The 15963-nt window shown below is 70.7% G+C and carries 16 protein-coding genes; 7 read left to right on the forward strand and 9 right to left on the reverse strand.

The window, feature by feature from the left end; translation table 11 throughout:
• Positions 1-74 precede the first annotated feature (74 nt).
• On the forward strand, positions 75-971 hold the full coding sequence (locus EDD90_RS19900) for an alpha/beta fold hydrolase (RefSeq protein ID WP_123974318.1): 897 nt from the start codon (positions 75-77) through the stop codon (positions 969-971).
• Here EDD90_RS19900 and EDD90_RS19905 read toward each other — a convergent pair.
• Positions 968-1858 carry an NYN domain-containing protein gene (locus tag EDD90_RS19905; RefSeq protein WP_260327952.1) on the reverse strand — a complete coding sequence of 297 codons (891 nt, stop codon included), beginning with the start codon at positions 1856-1858 and terminating at the stop codon, positions 968-970. The two genes, EDD90_RS19900 and EDD90_RS19905, sit on opposite strands and share 4 nt — an antisense overlap.
• Positions 1859-2027: 169 nt before the next feature.
• On the opposite strand from EDD90_RS19905, the gene EDD90_RS55555 reads away from it, so the two are divergent.
• Positions 2028-2180: a hypothetical protein gene (locus tag EDD90_RS55555; RefSeq protein ID WP_185149159.1), complete on the forward strand. Its 153-nt coding sequence runs from the start codon at positions 2028-2030 to the stop codon at positions 2178-2180.
• A gap of 116 nt (positions 2181-2296) precedes the next feature.
• Here the strand turns inward: EDD90_RS55555 and EDD90_RS19910 are convergent, their stop codons facing one another.
• The 4 genes from EDD90_RS19910 to EDD90_RS19925 form a co-directional block, all read right to left on the reverse strand.
• A complete protein-coding gene (locus EDD90_RS19910; RefSeq protein ID WP_123974319.1) occupies positions 2297-2902 on the reverse strand; it encodes a MarC family protein in 606 nt (201 codons plus the stop codon).
• Between the two features lie 56 nt (positions 2903-2958).
• Complete coding sequence (locus EDD90_RS19915) at positions 2959-3816, reverse strand: PHP domain-containing protein (protein WP_123974320.1); 858 nt, start codon at positions 3814-3816, stop codon at positions 2959-2961.
• Positions 3817-4032: 216 nt separating this feature from the next.
• The gene (locus tag EDD90_RS19920) at positions 4033-4674 is read right to left on the reverse strand and encodes a DUF6758 family protein (protein WP_123974321.1); all 642 of its coding nucleotides are present in this window, start codon (positions 4672-4674) and stop codon (positions 4033-4035) included.
• 211 nt (positions 4675-4885) lie between these two features.
• Positions 4886-5482: a suppressor of fused domain protein gene (locus tag EDD90_RS19925; RefSeq protein WP_123974322.1), complete on the reverse strand. Its 597-nt coding sequence runs from the start codon at positions 5480-5482 to the stop codon at positions 4886-4888.
• Between the two features lie 485 nt (positions 5483-5967).
• On the opposite strand from EDD90_RS19925, the gene EDD90_RS19930 reads away from it, so the two are divergent.
• On the forward strand, positions 5968-7098 hold the full coding sequence (locus tag EDD90_RS19930; protein ID WP_123974323.1) for a magnesium and cobalt transport protein CorA: 1131 nt from the start codon (positions 5968-5970) through the stop codon (positions 7096-7098).
• A gap of 10 nt (positions 7099-7108) precedes the next feature.
• Positions 7109-7621, forward strand: a complete 513-nt coding sequence (locus tag EDD90_RS19935) for a hypothetical protein (protein ID WP_123974324.1) — start codon at positions 7109-7111, stop codon at positions 7619-7621.
• A gap of 519 nt (positions 7622-8140) precedes the next feature.
• Here the strand turns inward: EDD90_RS19935 and EDD90_RS19940 are convergent.
• Positions 8141-8866, reverse strand: coding sequence for a hypothetical protein (locus tag EDD90_RS19940; RefSeq protein ID WP_185149160.1), 726 nt, complete (start codon positions 8864-8866; stop codon positions 8141-8143).
• Positions 8867-9065: 199 nt separating this feature from the next.
• On the opposite strand from EDD90_RS19940, the gene EDD90_RS19945 reads away from it, so the two are divergent.
• Genes EDD90_RS19945 through EDD90_RS19955 form a run of 3 tightly spaced genes read left to right on the forward strand, consistent with a single transcriptional unit; the run spans position 9066 to position 12130 of the window.
• Positions 9066-10367 carry a magnesium transporter MgtE N-terminal domain-containing protein gene (locus tag EDD90_RS19945; RefSeq protein WP_123974325.1) on the forward strand — a complete coding sequence of 434 codons (1302 nt, stop codon included), beginning with the start codon at positions 9066-9068 and terminating at the stop codon, positions 10365-10367.
• On the forward strand, positions 10357-10953 hold the full coding sequence (locus EDD90_RS19950; protein WP_123974326.1) for a DUF1003 domain-containing protein: 597 nt from the start codon (positions 10357-10359) through the stop codon (positions 10951-10953). Before EDD90_RS19945 ends, EDD90_RS19950 begins: the two co-directional genes overlap by 11 nt.
• 43 nt (positions 10954-10996) lie before the next feature.
• Positions 10997-12130, forward strand: a complete 1134-nt coding sequence (locus EDD90_RS19955; RefSeq protein ID WP_123974327.1) for an Mrp/NBP35 family ATP-binding protein — start codon at positions 10997-10999, stop codon at positions 12128-12130.
• Between the two features lie 134 nt (positions 12131-12264).
• Here the strand turns inward: EDD90_RS19955 and EDD90_RS19960 are convergent, their stop codons facing one another.
• The 3 genes from EDD90_RS19960 to EDD90_RS19970 form a co-directional block, all read right to left on the reverse strand.
• Positions 12265-12936, reverse strand: coding sequence for a hypothetical protein (locus tag EDD90_RS19960; RefSeq protein ID WP_123974328.1), 672 nt, complete (start codon positions 12934-12936; stop codon positions 12265-12267).
• Positions 12937-13158: 222 nt separating this feature from the next.
• Complete coding sequence (locus EDD90_RS19965) at positions 13159-13608, reverse strand: sec-independent translocase (RefSeq protein WP_123974329.1); 450 nt, start codon at positions 13606-13608, stop codon at positions 13159-13161.
• A 201-nt stretch (positions 13609-13809) separates the two neighbouring features.
• Positions 13810-15327 carry a S1C family serine protease gene (locus tag EDD90_RS19970; protein ID WP_398928553.1) on the reverse strand — a complete coding sequence of 506 codons (1518 nt, stop codon included), beginning with the start codon at positions 15325-15327 and terminating at the stop codon, positions 13810-13812.
• Positions 15328-15963: the final 636 nt, after the last annotated feature.

Genomic DNA, 15963 nt, shown 5'->3' on the forward strand with positions numbered 1-15963 from the left:
CGTCCGTGCCCCGGGCTGCGGGATTCACCCACCGTCCCCCGGGCCGTCGCCGGCCTCCGGATAACCTCTCCCTCATGAGCAGGCCTCGTACCTTTGTCCCGCCCGCCGGTGCCCGGGCGTACGCGCTCGCCACCGAGCGGGGTGAGTTCGCCGTCGTCGACGCGCCCGTGGCCGCCGGGGCCGAGCCCAAGGGGACCGCGCTGTTGCTGCCCGGGTTCACCGGCAGCAAGGAGGACTTCAGCCCGCTGCTGACGGCACTCGGCGCGCGCGGGTACCGCACGGTCGCCGTGGACGGGCGCGGGCAGTTCGAGTCGGACGGGCCGGCTGACGACGAATCGGCGTACGCACAGGAGGAGTTGGCGCGGGACGTGCTCGCGCAGGCGGCGGCGGTCGGCGACGGCCGGCCCGTGCAGCTACTGGGGCACTCCCTCGGCGGTCAGATCGCGCGCGCGGCCGTGCTCCTGGACCACGCTCCGTTCCGTTCGCTGACCCTGATGGCGTCGGGCCCGGCGCAGATCTCGGCCTCCCAGCAGCAGCGCGTGAAGCTGCTGCGGGACGCGCTCGCCGTGATGTCGATGGCCGAGGTGTGGGATGCCATGCAGGCCATGGAGGCGCCCGAGGAGCTGGACGAGGGCCTGGTCGACGGCCTGGACGGGGAACCGGAGGACGGCGCGGATCTGCGGCGCCGCTGGCTGGGCAACAAGCCGGCCCAACTCATCGCCACCGGCCGCCAGTTGTGCACCGAGCCGGACCGCGTCGCGGAACTGGCGGCCGTACCGCTGCCGTTCCACGTGCTGTCGGGCGCGCGGGACGACACCTGGCCGGTGCCGCTGCTGGACGACATGGCGCTACGGCTGGGGGCGCACAGGACGGTCATCGCGGGGGCGGAGCACTCCCCCAACACCGAGCGGCCGGCCCCCACCGCGGAGGCGATCGCCGCGTTCTGGGACGGCACCCCCCAGCAGGGCTAGTACTGCGTCTGGAGGTGCTCCCAGAAGCCGTCCCGCAGGGCGCGGCGGAGGTCGGCCTGGCCGCGCAGGGAGTACTGGAGCATGCCCTCGGCCTCGACGAGGAGGTCCTGGTCGACCGGGCCGGGCAGGTAGGGATGGCCGGGCAGCAGCTCGACGAGTGCCTCGCGGCCGCGTGCGGACAGCCACTTCGCCGCGATCTGCGCGCCGACGAAGCGGACGTCCTCGCGGGTGGGCCGGGGGGTGCCGGTCTCGTAGGCGGCGGTGCGTCTGGAGACGTACGGCTTGAAGAACTCAAGGTCGAGGGTGCGCTGGCTGTCGACCTCCCAGAGCAGCGGCTCGGCCTGGTTGCGGCCCTCCGGGGCCTCGATGCCCCAGAGGTGGACGCGGGCGCCGTACCCCTGGGCGGCCTCGACCGCGGAGACCAGGTCCTCGTCGCCGCCGAGCAGGGCCGCGTCGCTGATCGCGCGGTGCCGGGCCAGTGACTCCAGGTCCGTGCGGATCAGGGAGTCGACGCCCTTCTGCTGGTTGTTGGCGTTGAGATTGCCGAGGCGGACCTTGACGTCGGGCAGCTCGGCGATGGTCTGCTGTTCGGCGGTGTGGATACGGCGGCGGGCGCCGTCGTACCAGTAGACGCGCAGCAGCCTGCTGTCCGCGAAGATCTGGCGGGCCTTGTCGATGAGCGCCTCGATCAGCCCCTCGGCGTCGAGGTCGAAGGCGCGGCGGTCCTCCGTCCCGGCGACGAGCCGGCCCGTGGCCGCGTAGAGGTACCCGGCGTCGACGAAGATCGCATGCGTCGAGGGCGTCTTGGCCACCTCGGCGAGCATGCGGGTGAGCAGCTCGTTCGTGTGGTCGATACGGGCCTGGAGGGCGGCGAGGTCGTCGTTCATCACCTCCATTGTCCCGGCGGTCACGCTGCGAACACAACCAGTCCCGGTCAGTCTCCTCGATACCTCGTACCGGTCAGTAATTAGTCGTTCGAAAAATTTCTTTAGCGTAGGGAATGTTTGTAACACGCAAGTCGTTGACTAGGGCAGAACAGCGACGAAGGGAGAGGCCATGCGCTTCGAGATCATGCGACTCGACGAGGTTGACGGCACGGCCGTGGACAGCACCGTCGTGGACGCCGCCTCCGTCAACAGGATCGTGCAGCAGGCCGCCGCCATCGGGCAGCGCCTGTGGATCCGACCGGCCGAGAACCAGGCTTCGTAACACGACGACGCAACACGAAGCAGTGAAGCAGTACTGACGCGCGGAACACCGCAGAGTCTTCAGAGCCCCCGTACGGCACCGATACCGTACGGGGGCTCTGCGTCTGCGCGGAGCGGCTACGCGCCCTTGATCACCTGGGTGACACCGTTGATGATCTGCTGCACGGCGATCGCGGAGAGCATCATGCCCGCCAGCCGTGTCACCAGCACCACGCCGCCGTCCTTGATGACCCGGATGATCAGCAGCGAGTAGCGCATCACCAGCCACAGCACCACATGGATCACGAGGATCGCGGTCCACACAGACACCTGGGCGGCGACGCTGCCGGCCTTCTGCACGGCGAGGATGACCGACACGATCGCACCGGGGCCGGCCAGCAGCGGCATGCCCAGCGGCACCAGCGCCACGTTCACGTCCTTGGTCTGCTTCGGCTCGTCGGTCTTGCCGGTGAGCAGGTCGAGGGCGATGAGCAGGAGCAGCAGCCCGCCCGCGATCATCAGCGCGGGCACGGAGACATGCAGATAGTCCAGGATCTGGTGCCCCAGCAGCCCGAAGACGGTGATCACGCCGCCCGCCACGCACACGGCCTGGAAGGCCATCCGCTTCTGCACCTTGCCGGGCCGGCCGGCGGTGAGGGCGAGGAAGATCGGGGTGATCCCCGGGGGATCCATGATGACGAAGAGGGTCAGGAAGAGGGAGCCGAAGACGGCGAGGTCGAACATGACGGAACTACGTGCCTTGCGTGGAGAAAGACGGACGGGAAGTGCGAGGGCCGGCCTCAGGCCCCGCCGGTCCCCGGCACCGGGAACGCGCCCGTCGCCCGGCGGGTGATCTCGCCGTACACCTCGGGGTCGGTCGTGTACTCGCCGAGCAGCACGGTCTTGCGGCTGCCGTGGTAGTCGGACGACCCGGTGACCAGCAGCCCCAGCTCCCCGGCGAGGCCCCGCAGCCGTGCGCGCGTGTCCTCGTCGTGGTCCATGTGGTCGACCTCGATGCCGTCGAGGCCGGCCGCGGCCATCTCGGCGATCGCGGACTCCGGCACGGTACGCCCGCGCTTGGAGGCCCCGGGGTGCGCGAACACGCACACCCCGCCGGCCTGCTTGACCAGCCGGATCGCCTCGAAAGGGTCGGTCTCGTGCTTCTCCACATAGGCCCGGCCGCCGTCGGCCAGCCACTCCTGCGTGAAGGCGTCGCTCACGGTCGGTACGACACCGAGCTCGACGAGCGCGGAGGCGACATGCGGCCGCCCCACCGAGCCGTCTCCGGCGATCCGCGCGACCTGCTCCCAGGTGACCGGCACGCCCAGCCCGTTCAGCTTGGCGATCATGCCGTGGGCGCGCGGTACCCGGTCGTCCCGGACCAGCTCACGCTCGGCGAGCAGATCGGGCTCCTCGGGGTCGAAGAGGTAGGCCAGCATGTGCATGGAGACGCCGTCGACCCGGCAGGACAGCTCGGCCCCGGTGACCAGGGTGAGCCCCTCGGGCAGCGCGGCGACGGCCTCGGCGTACCCGCGGGTGGTGTCGTGATCGGTCAGCGCGACGACATCCAGCCCGGCAGCGGCGGCATTGCGCACCAGCTCAGCCGGGGTGTCCGTACCGTCGGAGGCGGTGGAGTGGCAGTGCAGATCGATACGCACGACACGGACTCCAGCGGGACGGCACGGATAGGGAACGCGTCAAGGATAACGGCTTGACGGAGCTGCCCTGTCACACCCGAAACCTGTGAGCGACCTTTACGCAGCCAACCCAGGGGCGCTGGGGGTACCCCCGGCCGAAGGCTGGGGGAGGAACTGCGCGACCAGCCACACACCACCTGCTGCCGCGCACCGGCCGACACCCCACCCCCTTGGGCGCTACGGCTCAAGCAAGCGCGGCGACAACGCACCGCAAGGCACCAGGTCCACCTCGGCCCCCGCATCCCGCAGGTCCGTCAGCACCAGCTCGTCGTACATCAGCAACCCGGTCTGCTCGGGCCACACCACGATCCACAGCCACAGTCCCCGGGCCTCGCCTGCGAAAACGGCCCTGTCGTCCGGCGCCCCGGACACATGCCACAACGGCGTCGGCCGCCCGACGGCCAGCACCTTCGCCTGCGGCGGCTTCTCCACGTTCATCCCCGGCCCGGGATCCGGCCCGTCGATGCCCGCGTACCGCGCCCCGAGCCCGACGCCCAGTTCCTCGGCGACCAGGATCATCTCCCCTATGCCGCCGAGCGGCGCGGGTCCGGAGCAGGCGACGGCCGTCGCACGCCCCCCGCTGCGGTCGTCACCGGCGCACGCCACACCCGTGAACAGCCAGCCGACCGGCAACGGCCAGGGCATCCACACCGGCACCTGGGTGCGGTGCACCACCACACCGAGGGCCTCGACGCTGGGCGGGATCACGGGCTGTACCGGATGCACGGTCCCGTGCACGTCGCACTGCCAGGTGTCGGCGAAGAGTCCGGGAGCCCTGACCCGGCCACCACACTTCGGGCAACTGGGTTCGCCCCTCATAGGGCCCCACGGTCCTACCCGGAATCCCCCACGTCAAGGACGATCACCCGACCGGCGCACGCAACCTCACAAAGAGGCGGGCATCGGTGCGCGCCCTCCCGATCCGGTGGACGCCGGGCAGCCGGCGGAGGGCTTCGTCGCGGTCTTTGCCAACTGGCTTCTTCCGGACAGCGCTTGGTGAGCTTGCTCACCCCTCTGGCCGTCCGGCGGGTCAGTCCAGCGGGACGGACTTCCGGTTCGGATCCCGGAGGTCCGTCCCGTTCGCGAGCCAGCGCTCCTGGAGGGCCTGCGCGCCGTGCACACGCTTCCAGGCGGCCTCGTTCGGCGTCATCGGCAGCAGCGGCAGGAACCGTACGGGGTCGAGGGGCTCGTCCAGCTCCAGATCCTCGACGAGACCGCCCGGCTCGCCGACCAGGACCGAGGTGAAGGGGGCGCCGGGCCACAGCGGATCGCCGACGTCGAGGGATGCACCCGGTGCCACGATCAGACCCTCGACCTGCGGAGACGCGGCGAGTACGGCGAGCGCGCGGAGCACCTTGTCGGTCTCGGCGAGCCCGGCGCGGACCGACAGGACCAGCTCCGCCCGGGGTCCCTTGACGGGGTCGGCGACCATCGCGGTGGGGTCGGTCATGGGGTGTGCGGACATGCCGAGCGTGGCGTAGCGGGCGACCTTCTCGCCCTGGAGATCCTCGTGGAAACGGAGCACCTCGATACGGTCCGTACCGAGGAAGGTGACCGCCGCACGCGCGTCCGGTTCGCCCAGCGCGGTGCTCAACCGGGCCTCGACCAGAGGAAGAACATCAGCCATGTCGTGAGCATAGAACTCGTCAGTACCGGGCAAAGCAGCGCCTTGACACTGAGGGCTACTGCTACTCTGACCGCGGTGGTTCTGGGCAGCACGCAGCGCGTCGCGGTAAGTCCCCGACACCGTTGGCACTCCCTTACGAGGGACCGGCTGGAGGAGGTGGGGCTGTCATGGATCGAAGTCACCCGTGCAGTACCACTCGCTCTTCCGGCCTCTGATTTCTTCTCTGGCTGGCTGCCGCCTTTTCGTGCGCGTTGTCGTTCGGAAGAGCACTTCGTTTCGCTTGCCTGATCCCTCTGACTGATCCGCTCCGGATCGGTCTGGATCTGTTCGTCTGATCCGAATCAGTAGCGAAGACATCACCGCAATGGTGCGGTGCTCCCCGCTTTGTGGACGTGCCAAACATCCGCAGTCAGGACGTCCTCATTCCGGGTAGTTCCACCCGTTCACCGGTGATCTTTCGTTGCCTGTCGCGAAGGAGCCTGCCCATGTCGATGATCCGCGACCTCCGTGCCGTGGTCCGCCCGTCCCGTCCGTCCCTGCGCAAGAGCCTGCGGCCGGACACCGGGGCGTACGACACCACCCGCGACCCCGGTACGCCATCGGCCGTCGTCGACTGCGCCGTGTACCGCGACGGCGCCCGCGTCCAGACGGCGAAGCCGCTGACCCCGCACGAGGCGATGCGGCTGGTGCGCCGCGACGGCGGGTTCGTGTGGATCGGCCTGCACGAGCCGACCGAGGCCGAATTCGCCGGTATCGCGAGCGAGTTCGGGCTGCACCCGCTGGCCGTGGAGGACGCCGTCCAGGCCCACCAGCGCCCGAAGCTGGAACGGTACGACGACTCGCTCTTCACCGTCTTCAAGACCATCCACTACGTCGAGCACGACCAGCTCACCGCGAACAGCGAGGTCGTGGAGACCGGCGAGGTCATGTGCTTCACCGGCCGGGACTTCTTCATCACCGTCCGGCACGGCGGCCAGGGCTCGCTGCGGGCGCTGCGACACCGGCTCCAGGACGACCCCGAGCTGCTCGCCAAGGGCCCCTCGGCCGTGCTGCACGCCATCGCCGACCACGTCGTCGACGGCTATGTCGCGGTCGCCGACGCGGTGCAGGACGACATCGACGAGGTGGAGACCGAGGTCTTCACGCCCAGCCGCAAGGGCGGGGTCTCCCGAGGTGTCGACTCGGCGCGCATCTACCAACTCAAGCGCGAGGTGCTGGAGTTCAAGCGCGCGGTGTCGCCCCTGCTCCGCCCGATGCAGCTGCTGAGCGAGCGCCCGATGCGGCTGGTCGACCCCGACATCCAGAAGTACTTCCGGGACGTCGCCGACCACCTCGCCCGCGTCCAGGAGCAGGTCGTCGGCTTCGACGAACTCCTCAACTCCATCCTCCAGGCCAACCTCGCGCAGGCGTCCGTGGCGCAGAACGAGGACATGCGGAAGATCACGGCCTGGGCCGCGATCATCGCCGTACCGACGATGGTGTGCGGGGTGTACGGCATGAACTTCAAGTACATGCCGGAGCTGCACTGGAAGTACGGCTACCCGGTGATCATGGGCGTCACGGTCGTCATCTGTCTCGGCATCCACCGCACGCTCAAGCGCAACGGCTGGCTCTAGGGTGGGCGCCATGACAAGCGAGCTGCTCGACCAGGCCCTCGTCGAGGAGGCCACGAAGAAGTCCGGCCTCGTCTGGGTCCGGGGCGCCGGGGCGCCGGCCGCGCGTGCGGTGTGGCATGTGTGGGCCGACGGGGGCGTGTGCCTGGTCGGCGACGGGGCCGAGCAGCCATTGACGGGGCTGGCCGACGGGGGGTCGGCGGAGGTGACCGTCCGCAGCAAGGACAAGGGCGGCCGGCTGGTCACCTGGACGGCGACGGTGACGGAACTGTCCGCCGGTTCCCCCGAGTGGGAGGCGGCGGTGGCGGAGCTGAAGGGCAAACGCCTCAACGCACCCGACGGCGAGGCGATGACGGAGCGGTGGGCGAGAGAGTGCAGGGTGCTGCGCCTGACGCCGACGGGGGCGACGGGGTCACTGCCGACGGGGAACCTGGCGGAGGCACCGGTACCGACCCCGGTCACGACCCGCCACCCGGTCCCGGCCGGCCTGCCGCGGCTGCTCACCAAACGGAGAAAGCCCAAGTAGTCGAGGGCTGCGCAGAGTTCGGCACCGCCGGTCGAGGCCGTCGTGGCTGATCGTCGTCGCGGTGGAATCAGAGGGGCCCGGTACTTCAAGTCGAACCACCGCCCCCACCCCAACGACCCCGCCGACCCCAGAATCTCGCCGGTCCCACGAACCCACCGGCCTCAGGAACCCGCCGGCCTCATAACCCCGCCGCTCCCACGAACCCACCGGCCTCAAGAACCCACCGGTGCCACGAACCCACCGGCCGCAAGAACCCGCCAGCCTCATAACCCCGCTGGTCCCAGAAGCTCATCGGCCCCAAAGGCTCGTCGGTCCCATCGGTCCGTCGCGACGGCGCTCAGCCCCCACGGCGGCGACCGGCAGTGTCAGACCCACGGGTCCCGTCAGTCCACCAGCCCTGCCGATCCGCCCGAACTGTCAGTCCACAGCCTCGTCAATCCGCCGGTCCTCCCGATCCGCCGCGGCGGCGACCGGCGGTCCGAACCCGCCGTAAGTCGCCCCAGGCCACCCCGACGCCCCCTACGACGTCGGCAGTTGTCTCCCGTAGTCCACCGTCTCACCCTTCTCCGGCTCGGACACGCTGAAGTCCTTACCCCAGTCCGAGAAGGTGAGGGTGCCGGCGCCGCCGCCGCGCTCCAGGCGGAGGGGGTACGGCTTGCCGTCCAGGGAGACGTCGAGGGTGCCGCCCGAGCCGCCGTCGCCGGTGATGCGGATCGTGCGGGTGCCCGACTGTTCGTGATGACCCGCCGTCGAGAGCGGGCCGCGCAGGGTCAGCAGGCCTGAGAGGAGGAGATCCTTGTCCGTGAAGCCACTGAACTTCTTGTACGCGGGGTCCCCCTGCGGCACCTTCACGTACTTGCCGCCGAGCGTCCCGGCCGCACTCGTGTCGCTGCCGTCCGCATGGTTCCAGAAGTCTGCGTCGGCCTGCAGATACAGCCTCTCGCCCACCCGCAGCAACTGGAAGGTCGAGCCCTTCGAGGTGACCGACCCGGTTCCGCCGTCCTTGTTCAGGCGCATGTCCAGCCGGTACGTACGCCCGCTCGTCACCACGGTCCCCGCCATCCGTACCGTCTCCACCGACGTCGCCGCGGCCCGCGTCCTCGACTGGATCACGGCCGCGGACAGCTTCCCCACCCCGTTGGTCCCCGCGTCCGGATCCTCGCTGCAGCCCGCGAGGACGGCCAGTGCGCACACCGCCGTCACCACTGCGGAGCGGCGCATACGGCCCGGAGCGATCGTGGTCACAGACAGGGCCACCCTTCTGACGGATCCGGCACGGCGTACCGCAGCGTACCGGTGCCCCACCCGCCCGGCGGAGCGGGTCCGTCCGGACCGCCCACCAGGGCGTATCCGATCGGTACGGGCTAGCCTGAAGCCCACCGAGCGGGCAGAAAAGACAGGAAGAACATCAAGTGGCACGTCCGTAGGCAAAGGAAGCGAAACCATGGCAGCCGGCGCTCCCCGGATCTTCGTCTCGCACCTCGCCGGTGTCGCCGTCTTCGATCCCAACGGCGATCAAGTGGGCCGCGTCAGGGACCTCGTCGTCATGCTGCGCGTCGGCCGCAAGCCCCCGCGACTGCTCGGCCTGGTCGTCGAACTGTCCACCCGGCGCCGCATCTTCCTGCCCATGACCCGGGTGACGAGCGTCGAGTCCGGTCAGGTCATCACGACCGGCGTGCTCAACGTCCGCCGCTTCGAGCAGCGCCCCACCGAACGCCTGGTCTTCGGCGAACTCCTCGACCGCCGCGTCAAGCTGGTCGAGACGGACGAGGAGGTCACCGTCCTCGACCTGGCCGTGCAGCAGCTGCCGGCCCGCCGGGACTGGGAGGTCGACCGGGTCTTCGTCCGCAAGGGCAGGACGGGCACCTTCCGGCGGGCCAGGGGCGAGACGCTCACGGTCGAGTGGTCGCAGGTCACCGGCTTCTCCCTGGAGGAGCACGGCCAGGGAGCCGAGAGCCTGCTCGCCACCTTCGAGCAGCTGCGCCCGGCCGACCTCGCCAATGTGCTGCACCACCTCTCCGCCAAGCGCCGCGCGGAGGTGGCCGCCGCTCTGGACGACGACCGCCTGGCGGACGTGCTGGAGGAGCTCCCCGAGGACGACCAGATCGAGATCCTCGGCAAGCTGAAGGAGGAGCGGGCGGCGGACGTCCTGGAGGCCATGGATCCGGACGACGCGGCCGACCTGCTCTCCGAACTCCCCGAGCAGGACCAGGAACGGCTGCTGAGCCTGATGGAGCCGGCGGACGCGGCCGAGATGCGGCGCCTGATGTCGTACGAGGAACACACGGCGGGCGGCCTGATGACCACCGAGCCGATCGTCCTGCGCCCCGACGCCACCGTCGCCGACGCCCTCGCCCGGGTCCGCAACCCCGACCTCTCCCCCGCCCTCGCCGCCCAGGTCTACGTCTGCCGCCCGCCCGACGACACCCCGACCGGCAAGTACCTGGGCACCGTCCACTTCCAGCGCCTGCTGCGCGACCCCCCGTACACCCTGGTCAGTTCGCTCGTCGACGACGACCTGCAGACGCTCGCCCCCAACGCCACGCTCCCGGTCATCGCCGGGTTCTTCGCGACGTACGACATGGTGGCCGCGCCTGTGGTGGACGAAGCGGGGTCGCTGCTCGGCGCGGTGACCGTGGACGACGTACTGGACCACATGCTGCCGGAGGACTGGCGGGAGACCGAGTTCCACCTGGACGGGGAGGAGCAGACGGAGGAGAAGAGGGCGGGGACCCATGGCACCTGAACGTGAGAGCGGCCGTGAGCGGACGCCGTCGGGCGCCACCGCGGCCACCCGGCCCCGCGGGGCCCGCCTGGACCAGCCGCGCCCGCCGCGGCGCAGGCTGCTGCCCGAGTGGGATCCGGAGGCCTTCGGACGGCTGTCCGAGCGCATCGCACGGTTCCTGGGCACCGGACGGTTCATCGTCTGGATGACATTCGTGATCATCGCCTGGGTGCTGTGGAACATCGCGGCGCCCGGCAGGTTCCGCTTCGACGAGTACCCGTTCATCTTCCTGACGCTGGCCCTGTCCCTGCAGGCCTCCTACGCGGCCCCGCTGATCCTGCTCGCGCAGAACAGGCAGGACGACCGCGACCGGGTCAACCTCGAACAGGACCGCAAGCAGAACGAGCGGTCCATCGCGGACACCGAGTATCTAACCCGGGAGATCGCCGCCCTGCGGATGGGGCTGGGCGAGGTGGCGACCCGGGACTGGATCCGCTCGGAGCTGCAGGACCTGCTCAAGGAGATGGACGAACGGCGGAACGGGCATCACGAACATGCCGTATTCCCGGCAGAACGGTCGGTGAGGCGTGACGTAGACGACCGTTGACGGGCGTTATAGGGGCACGGCACCTCGCCGTACCATCGTGTGTATGGCTAGCGAAGACGCGGTGCGCGAGGCACTGGCGACGGTGAACGACCCCGAGATCAACCGACCCATCACCGAACTGGGGATGGTCAAATCGGTGGAGATCGGGGAGGACGGCGCGGTCGCGGTCACCGTGTACCTGACGGTCTCCGGCTGCCCCATGCGGGACACGATCACCCAGCGCGTCACGGACGCGGTCTCCCGGGTGGAGGGCGTCACCCGGGTCGACGTCACGCTGGACGTGATGAGCGACGAGCAGCGCAAGGAGCTGGCGTCCGCGCTGCGCGGCGGCCAGGCCGAGCGCGAGGTCCCCTTCGCCAAGCCCGGCAGCCTCACCCGCGTCTACGCCGTCGCCTCCGGCAAGGGCGGCGTCGGCAAGTCGTCCGTGACGGTCAACCTCGCCGCCGCGATGGCGGCGGACGGCCTGAAGGTGGGCGTCGTGGACGCCGACATCTACGGCCACTCCGTCCCGCGCATGCTCGGTGCGGACGGCAGCCCCACCCAGGTAGAGAACATGATCATGCCGCCGTCGGCGAACGGCGTGAAGGTCATCTCCATCGGCATGTTCACCCCGGGCAACGCCCCGGTCGTCTGGCGCGGCCCGATGCTGCACCGCGCCCTCCAGCAGTTCCTCGCGGACGTGTACTGGGGCGACCTCGACGTCCTCCTCCTCGACCTCCCGCCGGGCACCGGTGACATCGCCATCTCGGTCGCCCAGCTGGTCCCGAACGCGGAGATCCTGGTCGTCACGACCCCGCAGCAGGCGGCGGCCGAGGTCGCCGAGCGCGCGGGCTCCATCGCGGTGCAGACCCACCAGAAGATCGTCGGCGTGGTCGAGAACATGTCGGGCCTGCCCTGCCCGCACTGCGGCGAGATGCTCGACGTCTTCGGCACGGGCGGCGGCCAGCTGGTCGCCGACGGTCTGACCCGCACGACGGGCGCCACGGTCCCGGTCCTGGGCAACATCCCGATCGACGTCCGCCTCCGCGAGGGCGGCGACGAGGGCAAGCCGATCGTCCTGACCGACCCCGCCTCCCCGGCGGGTTCGGCCCTGCGCGCGATCGCGGGCAAGCTGGGCGGCCGGCAGCGGGGCCTGTCGGGGCTGTCGCTGGGGATCACGCCGAAGAACAAGTTCTAGGCCGAACGGGCTCCGAACGAGCTCCGGAGGCGATACGAAGGGGGCGCCGTCCGTCAGGGACGGCGCCCCCTTCGTCGTACGCCGTCCCGGCCAGTGCCCGTGGCCCTGCTCGCGCGGACGCGCGGCCGAACGCGTCAGGCGTACTCGGCGATGTCCTTGATCATGGCGAATCCGAGACCGTACGCGGACATCCCTCTGCCGTACGCCCCCAGATGCACCCCCTCCGACGTGGAGCCGGCCAGCACCCAGCCGAACTCCGACTCCCGGTAGTGGAACGGCGTGGACACCCCGTCCACCGGGAGGGACAGCGTCGACCACACGTCGCCCGCCAGGTCGTCGGCCAGTTCCCACGCGGTCTCGGTCTGCTGGTCCAGCCAGTCGTCCCGGAGGCTGTGGTCCATCTGGCCCGGCCAGGTGAAGGACAGCAGGCCGACGCCGGCCAGCCACGCGGCCGAGGAGACCGACGTGGCCTCCAGGAGACCCGTGCCGTCGGCGCTCCGCCGGGACGGACTCGCCGCGACGGTCACGACCACCGCGAACTTCTCCCTCGACTCGTTCGCGGCCGCGGCCAGGTGCTCGTTGCGCACCGACGGCTCGTCCCCGTGTCCGATCGACCCGTGCTCGACGGCCCCGTCGGCCGCCATGCCCACCTGCATCAGCCAGCGCGGTCCCGTGAACGCCTCGTCGAGGCCGTACCAAGGGAAGGGCGCCAGCAGGTAGCCGTCGACCGTGCGGCGGGCGGCGGCGAACTGCTGTCCGCCCTCCGTGACCAACGCCTGTCCGTCCACCCGACTTGTCGTCTCCATCTGCCGGACGCCTCCTCGCTCAGTCGGTCCGGGGCGGCCCGCCCCCCTTCGGGCGCACTCGTCCGGTCCGCACAACAACTCGGCAGCATATCGACACTGCCGGGACCAGCAGCGAAAGCGCCCGGCGGGTGGGTCGCGCGAAAGGCCGGATCAAGCCGTGAGCGGCGTACTCGCGCTATGAAACGCGTCACGTACGCCGCTGGTCCGGATGTGTGAGGAGGCTCAGGTGGCGTCCGCGTCGAAGGGCGGACGGTCGTCGTCGCCCGAGCCCTCGGGCTTTTTGGTCATGTCGATCCGGCCGCTCCCCGACGAGGACGGCGAAGAAGAAGACGAGGACGCGGAGTCGGCCTCGCGGCTGTTCACCGCGTCCGTGACCTCGGCCATCTCCTTCTTCAGGTCGAAGCCGTTGCGGATCTCCTTGAGCCCCAGTTCGTCGTTGTCGAGGTGCTTGCGGACGAACGTCTTGGGGTTGAGGTCCTCGAACTCGAAGTCCTTGAACTCAGGACCGAGTTCCTGGCGGATGTCCGCCTTGGCGCTCTCCGAGAACTCCCGGATCTTGCGGATGGTCCGCGTGATGTCCTGGATGACCTTCGGGAGCTTGTCCGGACCGAAGACGAGCACGGCGATCACAACGATGGTCACCAGCTCGAGCGGTCCTACGTCATTGAACACCTGAAGCTCCTTGCGATGTCCGCGGTCCTCGGCCCTCCGGTCGCTGTTGCGGGTGTTCCGTGGTCCGGGCCGGGTCCACGGTACCCGGCCCACCTGTCCGACCGGTACCGTCCCGGGCTCTCGGACTGCGTGTATACGACCGGTTTTCCGGGTTGTTTGCCTAGTCGGGGCCTGTATGGGGCCCCGCCTGTGAGGTTTCTGTCAGTTCCTGTCCGAAGAGCCCAGGACCAGCGCGAGCCGTATTTCGGCGCCGGCCCGCTCGACGGTGAGGCTCAGCCGGTCGCCGGGGCGGTGCGCCCGGGTGCGGACGATCAGCTCCTCACCGGAGTGGACCGGCTGTCCGTCGAGTCCGGCGATGACGTCGCCGGCCCGCAGACCGGCCCGTGCGCCGGGGCCGTCCGCGGCGACCGCCGGTCCGCCGTCGGCGGCCTTCTCGTCGATGCGGGCACCGTCGCCGGTGTAGTTCATGTCGAGGGTGATCCCGATGACCGGGTGGGTCGCCCTCCCGGTGCCGATCAGCTCCTCGGCGACGCGTTTGGCCTGATTGATCGGGATGGCGAAGCCGAGCCCGATCGACCCCGACTGCCCGTCGCCGAGGCCGTCCGCGCTGTCGGCGGAGCGGATCGCGGAGTTGACCCCGACCGCCCGGGCGCGGGAGTCGAGCAGGGGGCCGCCGGAGTTGCCCGGGTTGATCGGCGCGTCCGTCTGGAGCGCGTCGACGTACGAGACGTCGCTGCCGTCGCTGTTCTCGCCGCCCGCGGTGATGGGCCGTTCCTTGGCGCTGATGATCCCGGCGGTGACGGTGTTGGGCAGGTCGAAGGGGGCGCCGATGGCGACGACCGGATCACCGACGCGGACGTCGTCGGAGTCGCCGAGGGGCAGGGGCGTGAGGCCGCGGACGCCGTGCACCTGGACGACGGCCAGGTCGTAGCCGCTGTCCCGGCCGACGACGGTCGCCGTGGCGGCGGCTCCGCTGCTGAACGTCACCGTTATCCGGCCGCCGCCGGACACCGCGGGTGCGACGACGTGGTTGTTGGTGAGGATGTGGCCCTGCCCATCGAGCACGAAGCCGGTGCCGGTGGCCTGTTCGTCGGTGCCGGTGACATGCAGGGTGACGACGCTGGGCAGTGCCCGCGCGGCGATCCCGGCGATGCTGCCCGGCGGCCGCCCGGGAGGCGGCGGACCGGGCTGGGGCAGTTGTACGGCCTCCAGGCCGCCGGTGCGCTCCAGATAGGCGCCGATCAGCCCGCCGCCCACACCGGAGACCACCGCGAGCAGCAGCGCGCCCGCGGCGAAGGTCCGCCGACTGCGCGCACGCCGGCGCCCCGCTGCCGGCCCGCCCGCACCGGTCTGCCGGAGGTCCGTCTGCGCGGCCCAGGTGCCGTCGGCCGGCGGGGCCTGCTCGGCGGCGAGCGTGGCCGGGTGCTGAACGGGCGGAGCGGGGGCCCAGGGGCCGGGACGGCCGTAGGGCGGGCTGCCGTAGGGGGCGGGGGCGTGACGGGGCTGCTGGGGGCGATCAGCGGCCGGGACGGCTCCGGCAGCGGCAACGCCCTCCGCGGCCGGAGCGGAGTCCACGGCGGCGGCGTCCTCCGCAGCCGGACGGGACTCCACAACGACGGCGTCCTCCGCAGCCGGACGGGACTCCACAACGACGGCGTCCTCCGCAGCCGGACGGGACTCCACAACGACGGCGTCCTCCGCAGCCGGACGGGACTCCACAACGACGGCGTCCTCCGCAGCCGGACGGGACTCCACAACGACGGCGTCCTCCGCAGCCGGACGGGACTCCACAACGACGGCGTCCTCCGCAGCCGGACGGGACTCCACAACGACGGCGTCCTCCGCAGCCGGACGGGACTCCACAACGACGGCGTCCTCCGCAGCCGGACAGGACTCCACAACGGCGGCGTCCTCCGCGGCGGATGCGCGACCGGTAGCGGCGGCGCTCTCGACGATCACGTCCGGCGCCTCGGCCGGGTCCGGGAGCGTCTCGGCCTCGCCCGTCGGCGGCTTCGGTTGGAAGTCGCCCCCGCCTTCGGTGGCCTCCTGGACGTTCCCGGCGGGGGCCACCGCCGGGGCTGCGAGTCGGAAGTCGCCGTCGGTGTCTGCGGCCGCCCCGCTCGGCACGGCCGGTGTCACCTCCTTGGCCCGCTCCCCCGCAGCAGGCACCGAGTCCCCGGGTGTCTCCGGTGACGTCGGTATCGCCTCGTCCATGTCCTCCTCGCGGCTACCCCGCGGCCCCCACGCACGGGCGGGCTCGCGGAAGGTCGAATCCGTGCCCGGAGCGCTGTCTCGGGCATGGCTGGTTCACAGGATTCAACCAGGTTCGCGGCTCGCCGCGCAGGGACCGTTCGA

The sequence above is a fragment of the Streptomyces sp. Ag109_O5-1 genome, from assembly GCF_003814875.1.
GTDB classification, from domain to species: domain Bacteria; phylum Actinomycetota; class Actinomycetes; order Streptomycetales; family Streptomycetaceae; genus Streptomyces; species Streptomyces sasae.